This is a genomic window from Sporosarcina limicola (genome assembly GCF_014873855.1).
In the GTDB taxonomy this organism is placed as follows: Bacteria; Bacillota; Bacilli; order Bacillales_A; family Planococcaceae; genus Sporosarcina; species Sporosarcina limicola.
Genome location: NZ_JADBEL010000013.1, coordinates 49827 through 71037, shown reverse-complemented (window position 1 = coordinate 71037; position 21211 = coordinate 49827). Strand labels below are relative to the sequence as shown.

At 39.5% G+C, this 21211-nt stretch carries 19 protein-coding genes, 2 pseudogenes and 1 CRISPR repeat array; of the genes and pseudogenes, 14 read left to right on the top strand and 7 right to left on the bottom strand.

Features of this window, described 5'->3' with window-relative positions:
• Positions 1 to 34: 34 nt before the first annotated feature.
• From H4683_RS12345 to H4683_RS12335, 3 genes are all read right to left on the bottom strand, one after another.
• On the bottom strand, positions 35 to 385 hold the full coding sequence (locus H4683_RS12345; protein ID WP_192599142.1) for a holo-ACP synthase: 351 nt from the start codon (positions 383 to 385) through the stop codon (positions 35 to 37).
• Between the two features lie 254 nt (positions 386 to 639).
• Positions 640 to 1170 (bottom strand): isoprenylcysteine carboxyl methyltransferase family protein, encoded by a 531-nt coding sequence (locus H4683_RS12340; protein ID WP_192599186.1) that lies wholly within the window; start codon positions 1168 to 1170, stop codon positions 640 to 642.
• A gap of 12 nt (positions 1171 to 1182) precedes the next feature.
• Positions 1183 to 2262 carry a type III polyketide synthase gene (locus H4683_RS12335; RefSeq protein WP_192599141.1) on the bottom strand — a complete coding sequence of 360 codons (1080 nt, stop codon included), beginning with the start codon at positions 2260 to 2262 and terminating at the stop codon, positions 1183 to 1185.
• Positions 2263 to 2397: 135 nt separating this feature from the next.
• Here H4683_RS12335 and H4683_RS12330 point away from each other — a divergent pair, with 135 nt between their 5' ends.
• Together H4683_RS12330 and H4683_RS12325 are read left to right on the top strand one after the other, a co-directional pair.
• The gene (locus H4683_RS12330) at positions 2398 to 3402 is read left to right on the top strand and encodes an LLM class flavin-dependent oxidoreductase (protein ID WP_192599140.1); all 1005 of its coding nucleotides are present in this window, start codon (positions 2398 to 2400) and stop codon (positions 3400 to 3402) included.
• A gap of 15 nt (positions 3403 to 3417) precedes the next feature.
• Complete coding sequence (locus tag H4683_RS12325) at positions 3418 to 3717, top strand: cupin domain-containing protein (RefSeq protein WP_192599139.1); 300 nt, start codon at positions 3418 to 3420, stop codon at positions 3715 to 3717.
• A gap of 82 nt (positions 3718 to 3799) precedes the next feature.
• Here the strand turns inward: H4683_RS12325 and H4683_RS12320 are convergent, their stop codons facing one another.
• Positions 3800 to 4252: a YaiI/YqxD family protein gene (locus tag H4683_RS12320; RefSeq protein ID WP_192599138.1), complete on the bottom strand. Its 453-nt coding sequence runs from the start codon at positions 4250 to 4252 to the stop codon at positions 3800 to 3802.
• A 245-nt stretch (positions 4253 to 4497) separates the two neighbouring features.
• Between H4683_RS12320 and H4683_RS12315 the strand changes: the two genes are divergently transcribed.
• Positions 4498 to 4734 (top strand): hypothetical protein, encoded by a 237-nt coding sequence (locus tag H4683_RS12315; RefSeq protein WP_192599137.1) that lies wholly within the window; start codon positions 4498 to 4500, stop codon positions 4732 to 4734.
• Between the two features lie 365 nt (positions 4735 to 5099).
• Here the strand turns inward: H4683_RS12315 and H4683_RS12310 are convergent, their stop codons facing one another.
• From H4683_RS12310 to H4683_RS12300, 3 genes are all read right to left on the bottom strand, one after another.
• Positions 5100 to 5435 carry a DUF4288 domain-containing protein gene (locus H4683_RS12310; protein ID WP_192599136.1) on the bottom strand — a complete coding sequence of 112 codons (336 nt, stop codon included), beginning with the start codon at positions 5433 to 5435 and terminating at the stop codon, positions 5100 to 5102.
• Between the two features lie 24 nt (positions 5436 to 5459).
• On the bottom strand, positions 5460 to 5921 hold the full coding sequence (locus H4683_RS12305) for a hypothetical protein (protein ID WP_192599135.1): 462 nt from the start codon (positions 5919 to 5921) through the stop codon (positions 5460 to 5462).
• A 360-nt stretch (positions 5922 to 6281) separates the two neighbouring features.
• Positions 6282 to 6752, bottom strand: a complete 471-nt coding sequence (locus tag H4683_RS12300; RefSeq protein WP_192599134.1) for a DUF3967 domain-containing protein — start codon at positions 6750 to 6752, stop codon at positions 6282 to 6284.
• Positions 6753 to 7398: 646 nt separating this feature from the next.
• Between H4683_RS12300 and H4683_RS12295 the strand changes: the two are divergent.
• From H4683_RS12295 to H4683_RS12240, 11 genes and pseudogenes are all read left to right on the top strand, one after another.
• A pseudogene (locus H4683_RS12295) lies at positions 7399 to 7955 on the top strand (protein rep); the annotation flags it as partial.
• Complete coding sequence (locus H4683_RS12290; RefSeq protein WP_338062466.1) at positions 7932 to 8459, top strand: IS66 family transposase; 528 nt, start codon at positions 7932 to 7934, stop codon at positions 8457 to 8459. The pseudogene H4683_RS12295 and the gene H4683_RS12290, both read left to right, overlap by 24 nt.
• Before the next feature lie 279 nt (positions 8460 to 8738).
• Positions 8739 to 9328: pseudogene (locus H4683_RS12280) on the top strand (transposase); the annotation flags it as partial.
• Between the two features lie 466 nt (positions 9329 to 9794).
• Positions 9795 to 10699: a CRISPR direct-repeat array (repeat unit 32 nt; unit sequence GTCGCACTCTACATGAGTGCGTGGATTGAAAT).
• 510 nt (positions 10700 to 11209) lie between these two features.
• Positions 11210 to 12118, top strand: a complete 909-nt coding sequence (cas6, locus tag H4683_RS12275; protein WP_192599133.1) for a CRISPR system precrRNA processing endoribonuclease RAMP protein Cas6 — start codon at positions 11210 to 11212, stop codon at positions 12116 to 12118.
• Between the two features lie 23 nt (positions 12119 to 12141).
• On the top strand, positions 12142 to 13107 hold the full coding sequence (locus tag H4683_RS12270; protein WP_192599132.1) for a DUF6602 domain-containing protein: 966 nt from the start codon (positions 12142 to 12144) through the stop codon (positions 13105 to 13107).
• Between the two features lie 50 nt (positions 13108 to 13157).
• Positions 13158 to 14714, top strand: coding sequence for a Cas10/Cmr2 second palm domain-containing protein (locus tag H4683_RS12265; protein ID WP_192599131.1), 1557 nt, complete (start codon positions 13158 to 13160; stop codon positions 14712 to 14714).
• The gene (locus H4683_RS12260) at positions 14711 to 15460 is read left to right on the top strand and encodes an RAMP superfamily CRISPR-associated protein (RefSeq protein ID WP_192599130.1); all 750 of its coding nucleotides are present in this window, start codon (positions 14711 to 14713) and stop codon (positions 15458 to 15460) included. Before H4683_RS12265 ends, H4683_RS12260 begins: the two co-directional genes overlap by 4 nt.
• The gene (locus H4683_RS12255; protein ID WP_192599129.1) at positions 15438 to 17069 is read left to right on the top strand and encodes an RAMP superfamily CRISPR-associated protein; all 1632 of its coding nucleotides are present in this window, start codon (positions 15438 to 15440) and stop codon (positions 17067 to 17069) included. Before H4683_RS12260 ends, H4683_RS12255 begins: the two co-directional genes overlap by 23 nt.
• Positions 17062 to 18468 (top strand): RAMP superfamily CRISPR-associated protein, encoded by a 1407-nt coding sequence (locus H4683_RS12250; RefSeq protein ID WP_192599128.1) that lies wholly within the window; start codon positions 17062 to 17064, stop codon positions 18466 to 18468. The genes H4683_RS12255 and H4683_RS12250 overlap by 8 nt, the downstream gene beginning before the upstream one ends.
• Positions 18465 to 18857: a hypothetical protein gene (locus H4683_RS12245; RefSeq protein WP_192599127.1), complete on the top strand. Its 393-nt coding sequence runs from the start codon at positions 18465 to 18467 to the stop codon at positions 18855 to 18857. The genes H4683_RS12250 and H4683_RS12245 overlap by 4 nt, the downstream gene beginning before the upstream one ends.
• A gap of 9 nt (positions 18858 to 18866) precedes the next feature.
• Entirely contained in the window at positions 18867 to 21053 is a 2187-nt protein-coding gene (locus tag H4683_RS12240) for a hypothetical protein (RefSeq protein ID WP_192599126.1), read from the top strand.
• Positions 21054 to 21211: the final 158 nt, after the last annotated feature.

Genomic DNA, 21211 nt, shown 5'->3' with positions numbered 1-21211 from the left:
TTATTTTCCCATAAGTAGAGTGAGTAACAATCAACTAACTTGCCGATTCCCAAATTACATTAGCTATTACTATGTTGTCACTCTTCGTAACTGAGACATGAAACAAATCCCGTTCAATATTGAAGTGATTTATCGTTTTCTGAGAAAATTTAATAACAAAAGTATTTCCAATAGGTAATACTTCAATATCTTTCCACAAAATATTCTTTTGAAATCCTGTTCCTAAAGCTTTTACTATAGCTTCTTTGATACACCAAAGAATAGCAAGGTTTATTGGATTTTCATTGGCCCAGTTTATCTCGCTTTTCAAAAATACTTTTTTTGAAATATTTGTATTGTCCATTCTTTCGATTTCAACTACATCAAGTCCAATTCCTTTAATCATAATATGCTCCTTATATAGTACTCTTTACTACTATAGCATATCACAAGTGTTAATTAACTAAAATCAACCAGTTTCTTCTTGATGTAGTTCTCGTTAGGAACACAGCGTTCCATCTTTAGGCTGCCTTGCCATTTAAACGGCAAGGTAACCTAAAGTTGGTGTTTTATATGTGTCTCAAATCGCTAGGTGATTCTACGTATAGCCCACGGTTGCAAGGAAGTTTTGTTATTCGCTGGTCGAGCTCACGTCGGTTATCATTCCAACAAGAATTTCTCCTTATAGTTCGTCAGTTCCTTCAGGGCCTTCTCTTCGGCAGGAATGCGCACGGACAGCATCCATAGGTTAAGGAGTGAATAGATAATGGCAGCGAAGTAGGCGCTAAACAGTAATGGTAGGACGAGTAACTCGGTAGCCACAATCAAATAATTTGGATGACGTACCCATCGGTAGGGGCCCTTACGTACAACATCAGTTCCGGGTAGGATAATAATTTTTGTATTCCAGAACTTACCGAGGGAAGCAAGACACCAGATTCGTAATATTTGTGCCAACAGAAAAATGCCGAAAAGTGCAATCCATAGCGAAGAGAGGGGGCGGTCAAGGATAGTGACTTCCAAAAAGAGTGTCACAAAAAATGATACATGCATGGCAACCATCACCGGGTAATGGCTCTTACCGACTTCGAAGGCACCGTTCTTGAGCATCCATTTCTCATTACGTTTTGCGATAATGAGTTCAATAAGCCGCTGTACAACAATAATTGAAATAACAATGGCAACTATCATCTTTGACATACCTCATTCCCATTTTAACAATAATAGTTCACCGCAAAAGCCCGGTCCAAGTGCCGCCATCAATCCATATTCACCCGCAACTGGTTCTCTCGTCATGAACTGTTCAAGAACATAAAGAATCGTTGGCGAGGACATATTGCCATTGTTGCGCAAAACCTCACGTGAAATCTCAGTTTTTATTTGATCAAATCCAAGTGCTTTTTCATACGCTTGAAGTACCTTTTTACCGCCGGGATGTGCAACGAAATGAGTAATATCATCTTTCGTAAGTCCATGCTTTTCGAGGAACTCATGAACAAACGGACCAAGCCAATTCGTAATAATAGCTGGAATACTTTTTGAAAAAATAACGTACAAGCCGTTACTTTTAACATCCCATCCCATGACCTCTTCCGAATTTGGCATTAGTTTTGATGTTGTCGATACGATTGAAGGTACAGCTTTTCTCACACCTACCTCAGAGGCATCTCCTCCAATTAACGCACAAGCCACTCCATCGGAAAATAACGAGACGCCGACCAGATTACTTTTGGAATAATCGTCTTTTTGAAACGTTAAACTACATAATTCTATTGATAGGACGAGGACATTCGCTGTAGGGAAGGCTAGGCAATATTCATATGCTCTACTAATTCCAGCCGCTCCCCCAGCACAACCAAGCCCCCAAATCGGAATGCGTTTCGTATCATCCTGGAAAGCGAGCCTGTTCATAATCCGTGCCTCGATACTCGGCGTGGAAATTCCGCTACTTGAAATGAAGAAAATCGCGTCAATCGATGAAGGAGTAATCGATGTATCAAGCATCCCGTCACCTTGAAGGCAAGACAGTACAGCCTCGACACCAAAGTCCACTGCATGTTGAATATATAACGTATTTCTTTCTTCAAAGTCATGCGTATTTCCGTACCATTCGAGCGGCATACATACATTTCGTGACTCGATATCACCGTTTTGAAAAACTTTCAAAAGCCGTTCAATATCATTATATTTCTCACTGAAAAGTGAACGTGTTAATTCTATAGCCTGTTCTTGCTTCACTTCGTGGGGCGGTTTAAACGTACTGACAGAAAGGATTTTTGGCATGGGCAACCTCCGATTTCATTATGTAATCGTCATTCCATAGCAATAGTTTAAAAGAAACAGGGACATATGAGCATGTCCGATGAGAAAATAATTCTCATCATGTAGAATAGGGTCAATGTGATAGGAGGATTCAGAATGTCCATCAAATTAAGCATTTTAGATCAGTCACCGATATCCGAAGGAAGCAATGCAGTTGAATCATTAAAAAACACAGCAGAACTCGCGCGCAAAGCGGAAGAGTGGGGTTATACGAGATTTTGGGTCTCGGAACACCATGATGCGACGACACTTGCGGGCTCATCACCGGAAATCTTAATAGCACATCTTGCAGCTGTTACCTCTACGATTCGTATTGGCTCGGGCGGCGTGATGCTGCCCCATTATTCGGCCTATAAAGTTGCCGAGAACTTCAAACTATTGGAGGCACTTTATCCGGGAAGAATTGACGCAGGTATTGGCCGTGCACCGGGTGGAATGCCTCGTGCAACCTACGCTTTACACGATGGGGAATACAGAGATACTAATAAATTCCCACAACAAGTAGATGATCTACTCATGTATTTGAATGATAATGTACCGACAAATCACCCCTATGCAGGATTGAAAGCTACGCCTGTATCAGATAGCGTTTCGCCTGTCTGGATGCTTGGTTCAAGTCCGAATTCGGGCCTTCTTGCGGCGGAAAAAGGTTTGCCTTATATGTTTGCACAATTCATCAATGGAGAAGGGGGCCCATCATATGCGGCCCGCTATCAAGAAAGATTCCAACCTTCAGCCTATTTGCAACAGCCTGAGCAAGCGGTAGCCATTTTCTTCGCTTGTGCAGAAACGGAAGAAGAGGCGGAACGTATTATTTCATCGCTTGATTTATCGATGCTCATGTTAGAACAGGGAATGCCTTCGAAAGGGACACCATCACCTGAAAAAGCAAAAAATCATCCATACAGTCCCTATGAACAGTTGCGTGTCATTGAAAACCGCAAACGGATGATTGTCGGTACACCAAAAATGGTACGGGCACAAATCGAAAAACTAGCAGAAGAATACGGTGCGAATGAAGTAATGCTTGTCATAATTGCGTATGATTTCCAGGACAAACTAAAGTCTTATGAATTGATTGCCAAAGAAATGTTGAAATGACAAGGAGAAATGACAATGAACCTCAACCTAAACCCATGGAAACTTGATGAAAAAAAGAAACATGTTGCAAAAGTAGTGACGTTGGAAAATAGTACAATTGTTAATATCCAGCTTAAAGAAAACGAAGAAATCGCTGAGCATGATTCAAGTATGGACGTGGTCATCGCTGTTAGAAAAGGATCAGTCATCTTCACAGTTGAAGGTAATGAAGTGCTCGTAACACCGGAAAACGTCTTGCACATCGCGCCGTTGGAAAAACATAGCCTGCGTGCAGTTGAGGACGCGGACATCCTTGTGATACAAATCAAACCGTGAACAGTTAACAGTTGATTATATGATGAAACAGTTTAAAATATGAAAGCCCGCCAATCATCGGCGGGCTTTCTTTTAACTTCATTCAGCTATTCATACCCAAAACCTTTTCACATAAAGCTTTCATGCTTACTTCAAATTTCAAATCATTTTCCTTGGATCTTTTTTTCGGGCCACGTAATCTTCCACCTGCCATCCTCACTTTTTGCGCAGTATGGCGGGCATAGAGTAGCTGATCTATATTCTCTTCGGTATAGCGTCTTCCATTCTGATCGATTGGATGCCCCTGTTTCGCAAGCACCATCGCAGCCAACCCATAATCTTGCGTAACAACGATATCATTTTTCTGCACACGGTTGACAAGGACGAAATCGACGGCATCCGCTCCCTTTGAAACGATGATTGTATCCGCACCGTCTCGATGCATTTCATGCGCTGTATCACAAATGAGAATGCATGGAAAACCGAACTGCCTCGCTATGCGAATACTTTCATCCACAACTGGACAGCCATCCGCATCCACAAGAACTGTCGCCATCTAATCAACCTCCCTCTGTACTGTCTTATGTCGAGTATAACAGACATAGAACCTTTCAAAACCATTTGATTGAACGGACTAAACTATAAGCTACTCTTTATCCCGAAGGATTCCGGATAGAAGAGTAGCTTATAGTTACTTTTTGGCGGTCAATGTCAAAACTGATTTCCCTACCTTTTTTACGATATCGCTTAGGCGCTCATTTACATACGTACGAACAATTGTTCTTTTTAAGGAGGAGAAAAATGGCTTACTTGGATTTTGTTAAAACAAAGGGGAAAACGTATGTGTATGTTGGCGAAAAAGAATTTTCAAATAAAAAAACACAAAGAATATGTGGATTAGGGCAATTGCAAGCTGCTTTCTGCGTGTTGAGATTTTGGTCAATCCATAAAAAAGAGATACCGGAAGTGATTAAAACTAATGATTATGCACGCATACCTGCGTGGATAGACGCGGTTCGCGACCGTGGCGCGTTTTAAAGTTACTAAGTAACTATATATACCTACGGGAACCGGCTGTTTTTTTGAGGTACGGTGGTTCCCGTATTTTTGTGTTTTTTATTAAAAGAGTTACTGGATTAATTGAATTACAGAATCAAGTTAATTCGGAATTTACGTTTCTCGTTTTTTAGTGAAATCTTAATCAAAGAAAAACAGAATTCGGAATTTCGTTTTTCTTTTGAAAAAAACAAAAAAACAGAAAAGTCCGTTTGTGTTTAATTTTTTTAATTGGTTACTTTAAATATTTGAGTTTAGGTAACTTGGTAACTACGAAGTAAAAAAGATGGTTCCTATGTTGAGAGGAACCATCCTTTTTACTTTATTCCATAGCAGAAAAACAATTCTTATTTGTCAAGGGAATACAATTTTATGACTTCATTTGCAGTAATCGGCTTATCAAAATGTAAATAACGACTGTAAACCTCTTTGAAATTAATATCCCCTTTGAATTCATCCATGACCTCGAATGTATCCAAAATTTTCATCAGACTCCATGTAACTTGTCCGCCCTCTGCATTTTCGTAAGTATTATTGACAAAATAATTACGTACTTTTGAATCTAATTCATCTTGCTCTGTAACCTCTACCAATCTTATGGTTTCTTCAAATAATATTTCAGTTGGATAAGTGTTTGGCATTACAATAGATTCTAATAATACTTTAACTGAATATATAGGCATAACTTATCACCCCAAACGATTTAATTATTTTTTCCAACGGCCATCTGTTAGCAGTTTCTTTGCTGTCTTTGCATCTGAATTACCTGCCTTAGCATCCTTTTCAATTTCATTAAGGGTTTTCTCTAAATACTGACCCGGAAATTTAGCTCGAATACCTGCTTTTCTATTTTTAGAGATATATTTATCTGCTGACTCGTGTTCAATGAACGAATTTATACAATCTCCAATCCAAGTCCCTACTTGATAACTGGTGTAACCTACTGCAAAGAGTCCTACACCAATCACAACAGCTGGTCCTACACCTGGGACTAAAAACAAAGTACCAATAGCGGCCTGAGGATTTACTTCTAAATCTTCATCAATAACAATCTCTAGTTCCGATTGTATAAAGTCAATATCCTCTTTTTCTGCCGCTAGTGCACTAATCGGTGTGTAAGTAAGTAGTAAAGCACCTGATAAAAATACACTTAATGATTTTCTTAACATTTCTCTTCCTCCCTTTTTTTTACTTGTAATATAACTACTATGTTAGCGTGGAAAAATGGAAATAACCAACTTTAACTTTAATTATTTGACATTTTGATGTTTAATGCGAAAGTATGGATTTATATTTTTATTGTTAGGATTAATGAAAGTGGCTGCGATGGCTCTTTTTTTGGTTAGAGGGAGAAAAAAACGGGAAGTGTCAACGGTAAATGTCTGACTGAAGCAAAGCGGAAGGAATTTAAGGAGTTGATGCGTAAGGTGATTATCCACCCTGTCTATGGTTCTCACCCCTGTGAGAACCTGCCACCCGGCGAGGGGGTTTGGGGGTTGCACCTTTTCAAAAGGGGCAAGGTCTTATTTTTAAAACATGCACCATCTTTTTTGTTGAGTGGCTGCAATTTGTTTTTTTACTTCCTGGGTTTCTCGGATGGCTATTAATAAATTTTGGTCTTTTTGGATCTGTCGCTTTTCATGTGTTTCAAGTTGTTCTAACACTTTTTGATTGAATTCATGTTGTGTTTTGATAAACTCCAATAAAACGTCTTTGTCTTGTAGCGGAATAGCGGGTTGCGCTATGGACAAATTCGCACGATATAAGACCGCTATATGATTGGCTAATTCATCCAGGGGTTTCCCCATTTTTTTCATGTCGCGTAGATATTCTAGGAAACCAATATCTACTTCGCTATATTGCCCCCAACCTTTTTCATCTTTAATAAACGAATATCCTTGTTTTTCAAGCATTTGCGAGTATTTTCTGACGTTGACTGGCTGAATTGAAAGTCGCTTTGCAACGTGTTTGCTGGAGCAGGTCTTTGTATCGTTTTCCATATCAATCACCTCTTACGAATCATTCGATATGAATCTAGAAAAAGCCTTCAATGATTATTTGCAAGAAAAGATTTAGGGTGATAAACAGAAGAAAGTGATTTAAAGGTTCGTGTGGCTGATTTAATGCTTGAAATTAAGGCGACTTATCAAAGGTGTAAAAGAATTTGTTAAGGAACACACAAAGAGTGTGGGGGCGGCAGGAGCGTCTTTGGGGATTTTGCGGATAAAAAGTTAAGGGGGAACTTCACAGGCGCGTGAGAAGGGCCTGCTGAATCCAAGAATAAGTGAATTTGAAAAGATTCACAAAAAAAGAGGTCAGACGTGAGCGAGACAATGAATTGAGCAGATAAAAAAAGAGCCCTCAAAGGCTCTTTTTTTATTTTTGTTTGGTTTTGTTCTTTCTTATCTCGATACTACTACAATTAACATCATTTTGAGGAAATCAGCAGGAACCTTGATATGAAAGGGGTTGTGATGGTTTTTGGGGGTTAAAACGAAATGTGTCATTGCAAAAAAAAGCCCCGTGGTAATTTTGAAATGTCTAGTAACAAAATTAAGCCTATCGGAGACTTTTTTATATGCGCTTATCGGTAAAGGATAAGGCACGTTGTATATGCATCCCATCGGCAAGGACAGGAGCTTATTTATGCAGACAAAGAATAGCACTAATTTGGGGGAAAAGGCAACACCTTTGAGTGACAAAAAAGCGAACGGAAAAGAAATGCCTTGGCGTGAGAAGAAAATATCAAACGTTGGTTATTATGAATTACTTGAACTACTAAACTTTAAAAAGGCTGAAAGGGTTGCAAATTGTGGTGACATTCTGGAGTTCAAAAAGAACGAAGAAGGACGTCTAAAATTGGCACGGGCTTGGTTCTGTATGTCGCCACTTTGCCCAATGTACAACTGGAGGAAATCTATGAAGCGAAGCGCACAAACTAGAATTATAGTTGAGCGAGTGATTCGGGAAAAACCGAAAGCCCGAAAGCCCGTTGGCTGTTCCTAACTTTGACGGTTCGCAACGCAATTGACGGGGAGCATTTGGACGAATCTTTGAAGGCGATGGCTGAAGGTTTTCGGCGGTTAATGATGTATAAAAAAGTGTCGAAAAATATGGTCGGATTCATGAGATCAACTGAGGTCACAGTCAACGAAAAGGATGGTTCATACAACCAACATATGCATGTGCTGCTATGTGGAGAGTGTCAGGGGATTATGGACCATGACAAGCACCGATGGGCTGCCGATATGCAGAAGTTTCTGCTGGAAACCTGGAGCCAAACGAAAAAAGCGAGGAAATCAGGGATCCCGGTGGATGAATTGGAAATCTCTGAATGGGAAGCCGAGTACGACGCCATTTTGGGTCTGGGTGAAATGGAATGGTTTACAGCCCCGGCCCCTGATGCCCCGCTCAAACGTGGGCGAAAGAAAAAGAGTAAAGCCGCTAATCTGGGAGAGCGTTTTCAAAATCACAAAACCGCCATTCTGCGGTTTATTCGAGATGACCGTGTCCCTTTTGATAACAGTTTGGCCGAACGAGATGTCCGAATGATGAAGGTGAAACAGAAAGTATCAGGATCCTTTCGAACAGTCAAAGGCGCAGAAAAATTCGCCCGAATCCGTGGTTTCGTCTCTACTGTTCGAAAGCAGAATCGTGGGGTACTTTCTTCCCTAATTGCAGTCCAATGTGGGAAGTTTACCTTCTGATAAGTAAGACCTACCTAGGTAGTTACGATCAAACATTATAATGAGCACTTTCCAGAGACAACGCCATTTATTCGCGGGGACAGTGGTTTTGCAGTCCCTGAATTGTATACACTTTGCGAAAAGGAATCGGTTTATCCCGCATTAACGGGCAGTAAGACCCTCACTTCAAGTCTTCAAGGATACAAGAAAAATAAGAAGGGGTCTAACTGCCCGTAAAAGCCCGAATGGTTAAACTAACAATCATTGGGGAATAAAGACCCCCAAATGATTGAAGATTAACTTTATTATGTCATCCGCTTAAAATCAAATGCCGTTTTACAACGACTAGCGGAGGAATACCGTCCCTCCACTGCACCAACTGATAGCGAAAAGACTGAATACTATTTTGAGGAAGCGATGTATCAAGCAAAAAAATGGGATGAACCAAGAAAAGTTGTGATTCAATCTGTTCGTCCAGCAGGTGAATTGTTCTTTACTCATTCATTCTTTGTGACCCATTTAACGGAGTCATTCACGCCTGAAGCCATTGTGCGTACGTACCAAAAAGAGGGACGATGGAGAACTACATAAAAGAATCAAAGAACGGTTTTGGGTTAGATAACATGACAAGCCATTCTTTCCAAGTGAACGAGGCGAAGATGACGTTAAGTCTACTTGCTTATAATTTCACCAATTGGTTGCGTACGCTAGTCTTTCCAGAAGGACAAAAACAAATGCAGATTCAGACCATTCGAGAACGGATCGTGAAAGTTACAAGCAAATTAGTGAAGTCTGGACGGTCTCTTTATTTTAAATTGTCATCCAGTTTCGTGTATCAGAAATTCTATTGGAATATCCTCACCCGAATCCAACAACTAAAAATAGAATAAGTACAAAGATATACATTTTATGTAAGGTGAATAGTAACCAAGGGAGAAGTCTGCTCAAAATAGCGATATCCTACGCTGCAAAATGAAAAAAGCATTTATGGGACCACAAAAGATGATAGATTTACAAAATCAAAATACGTGATCATGAATTCTAGCTAAATTCACGATTTCTCGTACATGCGTGAATAATTCAGGTATAATCTAGTGGGACTTAAACCCTTTAAAGTATTGGATTTTGAATTCTCATTTGTCATGCAAATTCGCTCTGTCCCGAGTCCTGTGGTAGCGAATTAGTTAAGTGCGAGTGTGAAGCTCTCATACTTTCTCTAGGGGATTCGCACCAATAAATAAGGGTTTTAGGAGTTAAAACTAATGCAGTGAAGTATTTATATTCATTTTATGGGTGAAAAATAGATATTAATTACATAAAACACCTTTTTCTGGGGAGTATTTGTTCTTTTTTGCTGTCGCACTCTACATGAGTGCGTGGATTGAAATTGTCATTGGCGATTACAAGGAGGAAGCGGGCGCATGTCGCACTCTACATGAGTGCGTGGATTGAAATATGGATTTCAGCTTTAGAGGATCATCAACGCCGGTCGCACTCTACATGAGTGCGTGGATTGAAATTCTATGACTCTCGTGCAGAAGTTGAGGATGAAAGTCGCACTCTACATGAGTGCGTGGATTGAAATTTAAGTTCGAGCGCCTAGTATACATGGCGTTAAACCGTCGCACTCTACATGAGTGCGTGGATTGAAATTTTCCGGCGATAATCGTACCTTTTAACTCGTTGCTCGTCGCACTCTACATGAGTGCGTGGATTGAAATTGAACTCCGATTCGACGCGAGGGTCTTTGCTTATGGTCGCACTCTACATGAGTGCGTGGATTGAAATGTTATGATCAACTCATCAAACTTAAAACTATCGTCGTCGCACTCTACATGAGTGCGTGGATTGAAATCTCCTAATCCATAATCCAGCCTTTTCAACGAGCCAGTCGCACTCTACATGAGTGCGTGGATTGAAATGACATCGACGATATCCCACTCGTAAATCTCACGAGTCGCACTCTACATGAGTGCGTGGATTGAAATAAGTTTCTCCCTTACATACTTCAATGTATTTAACTCCGGTCGCACTCTACATGAGTGCGTGGATTGAAATATTCTATCTTCATGTTCTTTAATAAGTCTAATAGACGTCGCACTCTACATGAGTGCGTGGATTGAAATTAAATTCCATACTCCCACTCGTCAGATTGAGTCGTGTCGCACTCTACATGAGTGCGTGGATTGAAATAGATTTAGTTGATCCGTTGCATTTTATAGTCGGTATGTCGCACTCTACATGAGTGCGTGGATTGAAATACAAATGCAGAACGTACAATGCACAACGGTGAAGTCGCACTCTACATGAGTGCGACTCTTGTTTTTTTTAGATGAGTAGATCATCTAAGATTGGCGAAAAAATTTTAATGCTGCAGTTACGCTGCATTGATAGCACGTACGACGATTGTCTTCTTACGTTATATGAGGCTAGCCGTAAGTTCCCAAGAGGTAGAAGGCAATCGATAATTGGCAATATTTTCTATGTGTGTTAGGATAAGTAGAGGATTTTCGGTTTACCGAAGCTCTTTTGACTTTTCTGGAATTGATGGGAACAATATTGGTGGAAGAATCATTTTAATAGAGGGTCAAATCAAACTGTTATTGGAAAGTATTCCTTGTGATTTACCAGCTTTTTTGAGAAATCCATTCCTTTTATCTGATGCTTCTTGACAATTGAACTAATGAAAGCCCTTTCATAATATAGGGTAAAAGGACTTTCATGTCTGGGATTTGAGTGGAAAACATACAACAACAAGGAGCTAATATAAGATGAATATAGATAAGCATATGGAAATCTTAACATTAAGAGTATTTTTTAATGCAAAGGAAGCGGGGCATTTGCCTGCCTATCTCGGTTCTACCCTAAGGGGGATTTTGGGGCATTGTATGCGCGATCTTGTTTGTACACAGCCAGGGGTTCAGTGTCATTTATGCCAAGTGTCTCATGACTGTGGGTATGCAAATAGCTTTAACTCCCCTGGAAATGTTGGAGGCGCAGTAAATCCATTTGTCCTATATGTTCCTGTTAGAGATAAAAAAATATGGAAATTTGGGGATACATGCGTGTTTGATATTACGATTATCGGTGATGCTACACGTTCTGCTGGATTTTATTTAGATGGGCTTTTAGCAATGGGGGAGCGTGGATGGGGAGCGAATCGTTTACGCTTTTCTATTGTACAGATTACGAATCCACTGCATAACACGCTGATATGGAGTGGAGGCAAGACGTGGTTGCGCAATCTTCACTCATCACCTCTCATTGCAGAAGAACGAACAGCGAGTAGTGTACTTATTCGCTTCGATACACCAACGAGGATATTAGTCAAACATAAGCTCCAACGAAAGTTAACATTTGAAAATATTGTGCAATCCTTGATAAGGAGAATTGGCTTATTATCTCATGCATATACAGGTCATATTATCCCATGGGACGAGGATGCCTTGCTGGAGAAGGCGAGAAGTGTGCGTACGGTTGAGGAGAATTGGAGATTTGTAGACTTTGAACGGTATTCGATGACATATGACCGTAAGTTAGCATTGCCAGCTATCGAAGGATGGGCACGGTACGAAGGAGATATTACACCGTTTACATCGTTACTTGCAGCAGGGATTAAATTGCATATCGGTAAAAATGCGACACATGGCTTTGGTCATTACGAAGTGTTTTATGGTTGAACAACATAAAGGAGGAAAAGTTGATGAGTGAAGAAAACAAAGGAAAAGAAGTATTTAAGCGAATTTATGAAAACTATAACGATATGAATCAAATGATGGTTCGAGAGATGGACATGACAACAGAACATGGTGGATTGACGGGAAATTATCGTGAAGAAATGTGGCTTAAATTTTTTAGAAGCATTATTCCGAAAAAATTTTCGATGGCACAAGGCGTTATGATTATTGATTCTGGTGGAAATGTATCCAAAGAAGTGGATATTGCAGTATATGATGAGCAATATACACCTTACGTTTTTCAATATAACACGTTGAAGTTTATTCCTATTGAAGCGGTTGTGGTGGTTATTGAATGTAAGAGCAAAAGTTGGGATGATGAATCGTTAAGAACATGGAGCAATCAAATTAAGAAACTGAAATCAAAACAATCTGGTATTGCTCGAATGGTAAGCGGTTATTCTATAGGTTTAACGAATGGAACACAAACAAGAACGAGACCGATACGTATTTTGGCGTCTATTAATTCTGCCTCCAAAACAGAAACACTCGAAAAATGGGGAGAAAATTTGGGTGATGCATTCGACTTCATTATTTGCCAGAAGACAAACGGAAATGAAGGTAATAACTTTGAGTTGCAGGTCGATAACAAAGGGAAGTCGCTTAATTGGTGGGGAGAGGAATTAAACAAATCTGGAACTAAGCTCGAATCCAAAGATAAAGATCTTACAGTGTTTAATTCGGATGCTGCAAAAAATTCAGTAAAAATAGATCCGGCAGATTATCCGGAGTTGCACTTTAACGATAGTTCTGAATTGGAAAACAAATTGGAGGATTTGGAGGTGCCTGGAAATCCGTTACTTACGCTCAATCTACAACTCAATCAACTACTAATGCTGTTAAATAATCCGATGCTGTTTCCACACTTCGCTTATGCTGAAAGGTTTAAGAGGGAGATTGGGGAATTGAGCAAAGGGACGAATAAACCATAACGATAGACAACTGAAGAAAATCGATTAAGTAGAAAGGATTGATAGATCTAATGGGGGCATATGTATTTATTGATGTATCGCAAAAACAGGAGTTTATTTATAAACATAATGGACTGAAGGATAATTTGTATAACTCTTCCATTATTAAAGCCGTAACAGAAGAAATGAAAGACAACAAGGGACCATTGACTGTCACTTTATCAGCACATTTGAAGAAGCGATATAGTGAGAAATTTGAATTTGTTTATTCCGGTGGTGGAAATAGTATTCTCAAATTTGCTCATTTGAATTTGGCTTCTAGGTTTGTCAAGAGTTATTCTCTGGAGATACTCAAGGCATATCCCGATATGGAACTATACATAAGTATGGTCGATGGAACAGGATTGACGGAAAAAGAGATTCGTGGAAAGTTAGATGACAAGGCAGATAGGTTAAAAGATAAACGAAGGGCTAGATTCAAACGTTGGACATATGGTATAGAAAAAATTAATGCCATTGGGAAAGCAGAGACATATGAAAAACAATTAAATGACGAAGAGAGGAACGCAAAAAGGAAGGAGGAGTATACCAAGTATAATTGGGGACGGAATTTTCTATCTAATCGTTTGGAAGAAAAGGTGGAAGGGCATTCAATCAAGATCACGAATGAATTACAGGATTACAAGAAAAGAATGGGCGGGAAGAGTTACATAGGTGTCATCTCTATTGACGGCAACAAAATGGGTGAGATGGTAAAACGGATTTCTAGCTTTAAGGAGTTAGGGGTCTTTAGTGAAACAATCGAGGAAATATATTTGGATGCAGTAGCCGATGCTTTAATTGCTCAGGCGAAGGATTGTGTGGGTATAAAAAATATAGATTTGCTTGTAACGCCAGTTGTTCTTTCAGGAGATGACATATGTCTTATTGTTGAAGCGGAGCATGCAATTTCAATTGCAGCTCAAATCGTGAAAAACATCCAGAATATATCGATGGAAGAGGATCGGCGAAGCGAGATTCAAAACGAACTAGGGAATGAACCTTATTTAAGTGCCTGTGCGGGTGTGGCAATTGTAAGAGTGACGTATCCATTTTTTGATGCTGTCAAAGAAGCGGAAGCGTTATGTGGACAAGCGAAAAGGTTTCTTTATAAGGGTAGTAAAAGTACAGATGAAACGACAACAGCATCCTTTATTGATTGGAGCATCGTACAAGGACAGGTAATGAGAGAAATCCAGTATGAAGATAATGTTAAACATAATAATTATCAGGAAACTTTTCATATAAAACCGTTGCGGATTGACCAGGACGTTTCCGTAAAGGAGGGTGTTTTTAGCTATGATTCATTCATTGAATTATCTAAAGACATACAATTAAAGGTTAGTAACTCTACATTGGAGCAACTCAAGAAAGTAATCTATAACGGTTGGACTGAATATAAGTTGTTTTTTGATATGAAACAAATTGATGATGTCAAATGTTTAGCTTGCTTTGTCGAGAAAGAGTACGCACAGCAATGCAAGGTGGAAAATGGGGCAGTCATTATTGGGGAAAATAAAATTTACGTACTAAATGATGTACTTGAAGCATTACCCTTTATCTCTCAAACAGAAGGAGCTTTAAAATGACATTAAATCAGACTTATCAAATTGAAATTCAGCTATTGAGTGAAGCAATCTTTGCTAGTGGGGAGAAAGAACGAAATCTCGCTCAGTCAAAGGTGCTCACCGATCAATACGGGTTTGTCTATTTTCATGCGAAATCACTTAAAGGTCAATTGAAAAAACAGGCTTTCTGGCTGTATAAGCAATATGAACACCTAGATCCGCAACATGCGGCTACCTTTCTTCAATCACTTGCAGTTTTGTTCGGAATCAACAAATTGGAAATGAAACACTACGCGCCTAAATTCAAAAAGCATGATTTTCCTACGCAGGGAATTATGCGACTTAGCAATCTGGAATTACCGGAATCGGTAAGAAGGTATTATATTGAATTACTTTCGAAAGACAGGGATGCAGGATATAGTCACTTGTCCTCTCATGATTTAATTGAAGCACAAACAGAACTACGAACAGCAATTCAACTTGAAGACGGTGTTACCAAGGATCAAATGTTTACAACCTATCAGGCGGTAAAGAAAGGCCTCATTTTTTATTCGACTATTACTTTTGTAACAGATTCCATTAATCCTAAAGATGATTTGAACCCCATTAATTATATAGAGGATTTGCTGCGAATCCTTGGCTCGATGACTCGGATTGGTGCGGGTGTTCATCGGGGGAGAGGCAAGATTGAGGCGCGTCTTTTACAAGAAGGGAAAAAAGTTTCGAGACAGAGAGGTGAACGGCATGAGACGTTATTGCGTCATTGAAGTTGAAAATATAGAACCGCTTAAAATTGGGGCGGGGGGAAGTAAAAGCAATCAGACGGAGCCTTCGAAGGATTATATTCCGGGGTCTACTTTAAGAGGTGCAGTTATTGCTAATTTAATTCGGCATGGGGTGTTCAATGATACGACAGCAACTGAAATTCTACAGAAGATGGAATGTTACAACGCCTATCCTTATCAGAACGGTAAATTATTTGTGCCGACTCCGCAACATTTGCGGGTAAATAAGCATCAATGGAGAAAAGCTAAGATGATGGAACAAGAAACTTCGTCGATAGAGTCAAAAAAAATAGAACTCTCAAATTTGTTAAAAGATAGAACGGACAAAAATCCCCTAGAGTATCAGTATGTAGCGTTTCATGAGGACTACTTGAGTGGTATAGAGATTCCCAAAACTTACAGGCAGCATCATACAACAAGACTGAAAGAGGAAAACTTATTCAGTTATCAAGCAATCTCTCCCGGCCAAACATTTAGGGCGATGATTGCCTTGGAAGAATCGATGGCTGAAGAAATTGAAGCATGTTTAAGAAAACCGGATGTATGGTATGTAGGTGGTTCCAAGGGATCGGGCTACGGAAGGTGTAACTTAAAGGTAGTCTCTGATGGACCAACAAGTTATGAGCGTGCAAAGCAACTCCTTGGCCTGCCATTCGAACCTGTTTTTCATGCGAAGGAATTGACCATTACATGTTTGTCGGATTGTTTATTTCGCAATGAAAAAGGACAACCAATGAACTTCATGCCGGTGAGTATAATCGAAGAGGTTTGTGAACAACGAGTTGAATTGAACGAACAACTGGTGGGATTTGGATTAAGTGAGGGCTACAATGCCAAATGGCAGGCCCGCTATCCAAAGGAGACTACGTTAAAGGCCGGTTCAATCTTCACATATAAGTTTGAACCAGCGTTGGACAAGGCAGAATGGCCACGGATAGTAAATGCTTTAGAAAGTAAATTAGCAGGGTTTCGCACACAGGATGGTTATGGCTGGATTGGTGTCAATATACCTTATCCGACTGAATTACAAGTAAAAGCAGAGATTCAGGAAAAACAAAGTGTATTGTTTACGAATCAATTAAAACCTAGCGAACAGAAGGAAGATTCACTATCAGGCAGTGCAGCAGAGGTTCACGAAATTATTCGGCAGGGCTTGCAAGCCACACGAGGGCGCTGGCTGAATATGATTTATGATCTTTCTTCTAATTCGACTGAACCTTCAATTGTTATAGCCAATCTTAAACGACATCACTGCATGAAAATGTTGGAGAAACTAGTGGGGAAAAAACAAGAAATTGGGATGAAAGGGCAAGAGGATTCAAAAAAAGTGGAAAATATTGAACGGAAGTATGAGATGAACAATAAGAACTTCTCAATTGCGGGCTTTAATTTTAAAGAGATTCTTGCATACTTGTCTATTAAAGAAACGACAGAGGAATATGCCGGGTTAATCAAATTTGCGGAGACTAAGCTGAACAGCAAGAAGGGGAAACTTTATTATACCGAGTCTGCGAATCGAAACCAACAATTCATTGCAGATTTACTGGAAGCCGGACTCACTATTTACCACTGGAGGGAGAAAGATGAATAAAAAGCTAATTTATTATTTTAACATTAAGGCGGAGTCTCCTGTTTACTTTGGTACTAGCGATAAGGAAAGTACTAGTTTAAAACGAAGTGATGATCCGCGAGCACTTGTTGTATCAGGAAATTCCATCGGAGGCGCCTTACGAGAGTATTTGATTCGAACAGGGGAGACGCAGGAGTGCCTGCTTCGGTATATGGGGGGCATTAAAACGTCCATTCAAGACGCGGATAACACTGTAACTGTAAAAGAGGAGTTTAAGGAAAGTTCCATTTATATTAGTGACGGGGAGTTCGTACATCCACCGAAATTCTTGACAAAGGAAGGTACCGCAATAGATCCGACTACAGGTGCAGCCCAGCATAACCAAAAGTATACGTTTGACTATTTACCGCGGGGGACAGAAATTACATTTCATATTGAATGTGATGTGGAGGGGGATGAGTCTGAAGAACAAGTGCCGACAGAACGAGGACTGAAACAGCTCATTGAAAAATGGACCAGGGGGATAATTCAAGGAGAACTTCGATTCGGTGGTGAGAAAAGTAATGGTTTCGGTAAATTCAGCTTAGTTTCCATGGAACGTATTGCATTCGACTTTGATAGTTTGGATGCAGTAGATGAATACATATTCTGCCGGAAGAATAGAAAGCGGGAGAAAGTCGATCTTGGATTTTTAGATGAAGATAAGGTTATAGAAAATTTAGGCGTCGTTTTTTCATTGAAAGGAAGTTTTCCTTATGGGGTCTACCAATCTTTTAAAGACAATAGCTTAATGAATGATAAGGTCCGAGTGACTGGACTACAGAAATGCGGCGAAGTTTATTTCATTCCTGCAACTAGCTTGAAAGGTCTTTTAAGAAGCGAGATCATGCTGCTTTTTAGAAAAATGACCGATTGCGAGACAAAAGCCAAAGAAAAGTGTAGTGAACTATTTGGAGACACTGACCGGCAAGGGAAACTTGTTTTCTCTGATATATCTATTCAAAACGCACAAACTACTAAAAAGGTGCAGGGAAGTAACGCAAAGGATGAGTCAACTTACGTACCTGTTTATATAAAAATTGACCGATTGACAGGAGGAGCATTTAGCTCTGCGCTCAAACATCAGAATGAGGTTCAAGGCGATGCGGAAATTCGATTCAGGTTGTTGGGAAATGGTGAGTCATTCGAAGAAAGCCCTTATCTTTTCCCTCTGATTTATGTGTTGCGGAGAATTGGAGCAGGAAAAGTGCCGTTGGGAGGACGCACGGTAATCGGATTGGGACAATTTGAAGCGGTTGAAACAGTAGTAACGGGAAGTGGATGGAAGTCTGAATTCACGAATCAAGGAGTTTTATCCGAAGAGAGTACACAGAGTCTAAAAAGATACTTTGAGACGTTTGAAAGGTGGGTTCTTACATGAAGAAGCTACAGCCATTTGACTTGGCAGATGTCGGGATTAATGAGCCCTTTTTTATTGCACATTTGTATGGTTGTGTTCTAATCGGTCGCAAAGGTGAACCGTCCTATACTGAATTATTGAAGGCGTTGGATAATGATACTGTGTTGGAAATGCATTTGTTTAATGGTGAAATCGAAGTCTATGCGACTCGAGTAAATCATAGTTTGGTTGCTTACGAGCCTTTGGAACCACTTGATGTACCAGATGAACAAGTGATGACACGAACCTATAGCATAGAGCAAAACAAGTTTAATGGGTACAAAAAGCTAATAGTTAAGGAATATATTGACTATGATGAAGATTGCATGGCTTATGTCAAGCAAACTGTCTTATCAAGTCTTGAAAGGTGATGGGGTTTATTGAATAAGAAGAATCAGGATATAGAATACGTAACGCTTCCTTATGATTTTGTCCCTTTTGCAGGTACGGGAAAAACGGAAGATTACCTCTACCCTTATAGGGAAGATGCTGCACCTAATACGGATAAAGCTGTACCTAAACATAACGATAGAACGGACTTAAGTGGGTGTATCACGTATACAATCCGTCCTTATTCCGAATTAGCTTTGGAAATGAGAGAAAAAGACGGTGGCGGCACCTTTTTAAGCGGGAGCTCAATTCGCGGGAAGATTCGCTCCAATATTGAACTATTGAGTGCGAGCTACCCAAAATTTATCGATCGTTCTGAAATGCTTTATCGAAATATTGCTAGTAAAATTTATAGAGGAAAAGTGTTGGAGGGGGACAAAGTAAAAAGTGATATAGAAAAATCAATTAAAGCAGGTTATCTTCAAAAAAGGGGCAATGCGTTTTATGTTGTGCCAGCAAAAAAGATTGGAGATAAGTACTTCGCTTCGATAAAAGAACATCAACTTTTGAACATGAACTTGAAAAGCGATGATATTTCCTATTTATTCGAACCAGGAGGGGTGGACGGGGATCAGCTTCTTGAAAATCAAAAGGAAATTAAAGAATTAAATGGAACGATAAAATCGCTTCGAAGGAAATTAAAGGAACAATTGAAGAAAAAACAGAAGAATCTTGATCGCATATTTATGAGAAAGTTTAGTTTTTTAGGAGAAGAATGGGAATCCGAAAACGAAGATCAGCTTAACTTGTTGGAAGAAGATCTTCAAAACCGACTGATGAAAGAATTTCAAAGTGAAGAATCAGAAAATACGGACATAATCCGCTTATGTAAAAGCTATGCAAGAAGGTGGAGACTGAAGGCAGAAATTGAAGCCAAATATAGGAGCGGAAGAAAAGTAGAGGATTTCAAACCCTACCAACAGGCAGTTTTTTTAAAATCAACACATGGGGGAAGTGTTGTTAATCTTGTATCTTCGGCCACAGTCGAGTGTACTGAAAAAGCTTGCCTGTTCAATTCAACTAATGCTACTTCTAAGCGAAGTCATTATATTGTCAAGGAACCGGATGCATCAGAAGAGGAGTGTCTGGTTCCACAATCGGTAATTGAAAGTTACAATATGATGTATAAAAAAATGCAAATTTTTGGTGGTAAAAGTTTTTATGACTTGTTTGGTGGCTACGATAAGTTGTACACAAAAGAATCGAAAACGGGTAATCTGGCAAAATGGCCTATTGTCTTTTTCAAGGATGATGGTGATTCAGGGGAAAAGAAGGTACTTCAAATTGGCCGTACGCCCTACTTTAAAGTACCTTATGGTTATCAGCTTACAGAATTGTTGGGAACAAAGGAAATAAAAAATGTGGACTATGCCAGTGCCTTATTCGGCTATGTCAAAGAAGAAAAGGACAACGATAAAAAATCGAGTTCTTATAAATCGAGACTGCGCTTCAGTCCAGTTGACGTAGTAGGAAATCCTAAAGTCTTAACTAAGCAATTTCTCTTACCTTCTCCATTTGCCTCAGCAAGTGCAATGTATTTACAACAAAATGATAAGAAAGAACTGCAAAGTTATGAGAAGAAGGAGGAAAAACACAAGGCCAAAACGCCACCTAAACTTAATGGTTATAAATACTATCATGTACTAAAGGAAACCATCCTTAAAAGGGGAAGTATTACTAATAAAGAAATGATTTCTGAGCGGACAATTATTAAACCAGAGGGGGTCTCCTTGAAAGGAACAATTTACTTTACTAATCTTAAGCAAGAGGAAGTAGGTTTACTGTTGCTCGGTTTGAATTCGGGACTGCTATTTCAATCTCAGCAATACAAGGAAGAATTGCGCAAGCATACTCAACATTTGGAGCAAGGATATGAGTTGATTGGCGGGGCTAAGCCTTATGGATACGGGAAAGTGAAATTTGAGTCACTTCAACTCAAATTGGATATTGAAGGAAATGATTTTGAATCACTAATAGCCGACACAGAAGAAGAATCAGAACTAGGAGAGTATATCGATGCTTTCATTACTAAAATGGGCGGGAAGAACTACTTCGAGCATATTCATTTAAATCAGTATCTCCAAAGTAAGCAAGAGAAACCGACGAATGAACACAAAAACTGGACAGAAGATTTTGGGGGAGGGTATAAAAAACACTGGAGACTAAAATCAAATTAGTAGTGTAAGGTATCAGATACTGAAACAACTCAGAATTACATTATACGCTGGTACCTTTTTTGATAGAATGAAAGCCAGAATTGAACGCAAAACTCTGGCTTTTTTCGTATGTTTATTTAAATGTATGCATTATTGGTCATCATTTCTTTTTCAATTAC

Excerpts from the sequence above, each read along its gene's own strand:
- H4683_RS12305 (WP_192599135.1), bottom strand. The coding sequence starts at position 5,921 with ATGTTAAGAAAATCATTAAGTGTATTTTTATCAGGTGCTTTACTACTT.
- cas6 (WP_192599133.1), top strand. The coding sequence starts at position 11,210 with ATGAATATAGATAAGCATATGGAAATCTTAACATTAAGAGTATTTTTT.
- H4683_RS12330 (WP_192599140.1), top strand. The coding sequence starts at position 2,398 with ATGTCCATCAAATTAAGCATTTTAGATCAGTCACCGATATCCGAAGGA.
- H4683_RS12270 (WP_192599132.1), top strand. The coding sequence starts at position 12,142 with ATGAGTGAAGAAAACAAAGGAAAAGAAGTATTTAAGCGAATTTATGAA.
- H4683_RS12255 (WP_192599129.1), top strand. The coding sequence starts at position 15,438 with ATGAGACGTTATTGCGTCATTGAAGTTGAAAATATAGAACCGCTTAAA.
- H4683_RS12245 (WP_192599127.1), top strand. The coding sequence starts at position 18,465 with ATGAAGAAGCTACAGCCATTTGACTTGGCAGATGTCGGGATTAATGAG.
- H4683_RS12290 (WP_338062466.1), top strand. The coding sequence starts at position 7,932 with ATGCATGTGCTGCTATGTGGAGAGTGTCAGGGGATTATGGACCATGAC.
- H4683_RS12340 (WP_192599186.1), bottom strand. The coding sequence starts at position 1,170 with ATGATAGTTGCCATTGTTATTTCAATTATTGTTGTACAGCGGCTTATT.
- H4683_RS12265 (WP_192599131.1), top strand. The coding sequence starts at position 13,158 with ATGGGGGCATATGTATTTATTGATGTATCGCAAAAACAGGAGTTTATT.
- H4683_RS12315 (WP_192599137.1), top strand. The coding sequence starts at position 4,498 with ATGGCTTACTTGGATTTTGTTAAAACAAAGGGGAAAACGTATGTGTAT.
- H4683_RS12345 (WP_192599142.1), bottom strand. The coding sequence starts at position 385 with ATGATTAAAGGAATTGGACTTGATGTAGTTGAAATCGAAAGAATGGAC.
- H4683_RS12300 (WP_192599134.1), bottom strand. The coding sequence starts at position 6,752 with ATGGAAAACGATACAAAGACCTGCTCCAGCAAACACGTTGCAAAGCGA.
- H4683_RS12310 (WP_192599136.1), bottom strand. The coding sequence starts at position 5,435 with ATGCCTATATATTCAGTTAAAGTATTATTAGAATCTATTGTAATGCCA.
- H4683_RS12335 (WP_192599141.1), bottom strand. The coding sequence starts at position 2,262 with ATGCCAAAAATCCTTTCTGTCAGTACGTTTAAACCGCCCCACGAAGTG.
- H4683_RS12260 (WP_192599130.1), top strand. The coding sequence starts at position 14,711 with ATGACATTAAATCAGACTTATCAAATTGAAATTCAGCTATTGAGTGAA.
- H4683_RS12320 (WP_192599138.1), bottom strand. The coding sequence starts at position 4,252 with ATGGCGACAGTTCTTGTGGATGCGGATGGCTGTCCAGTTGTGGATGAA.
- H4683_RS12325 (WP_192599139.1), top strand. The coding sequence starts at position 3,418 with ATGAACCTCAACCTAAACCCATGGAAACTTGATGAAAAAAAGAAACAT.
- H4683_RS12250 (WP_192599128.1), top strand. The coding sequence starts at position 17,062 with ATGAATAAAAAGCTAATTTATTATTTTAACATTAAGGCGGAGTCTCCT.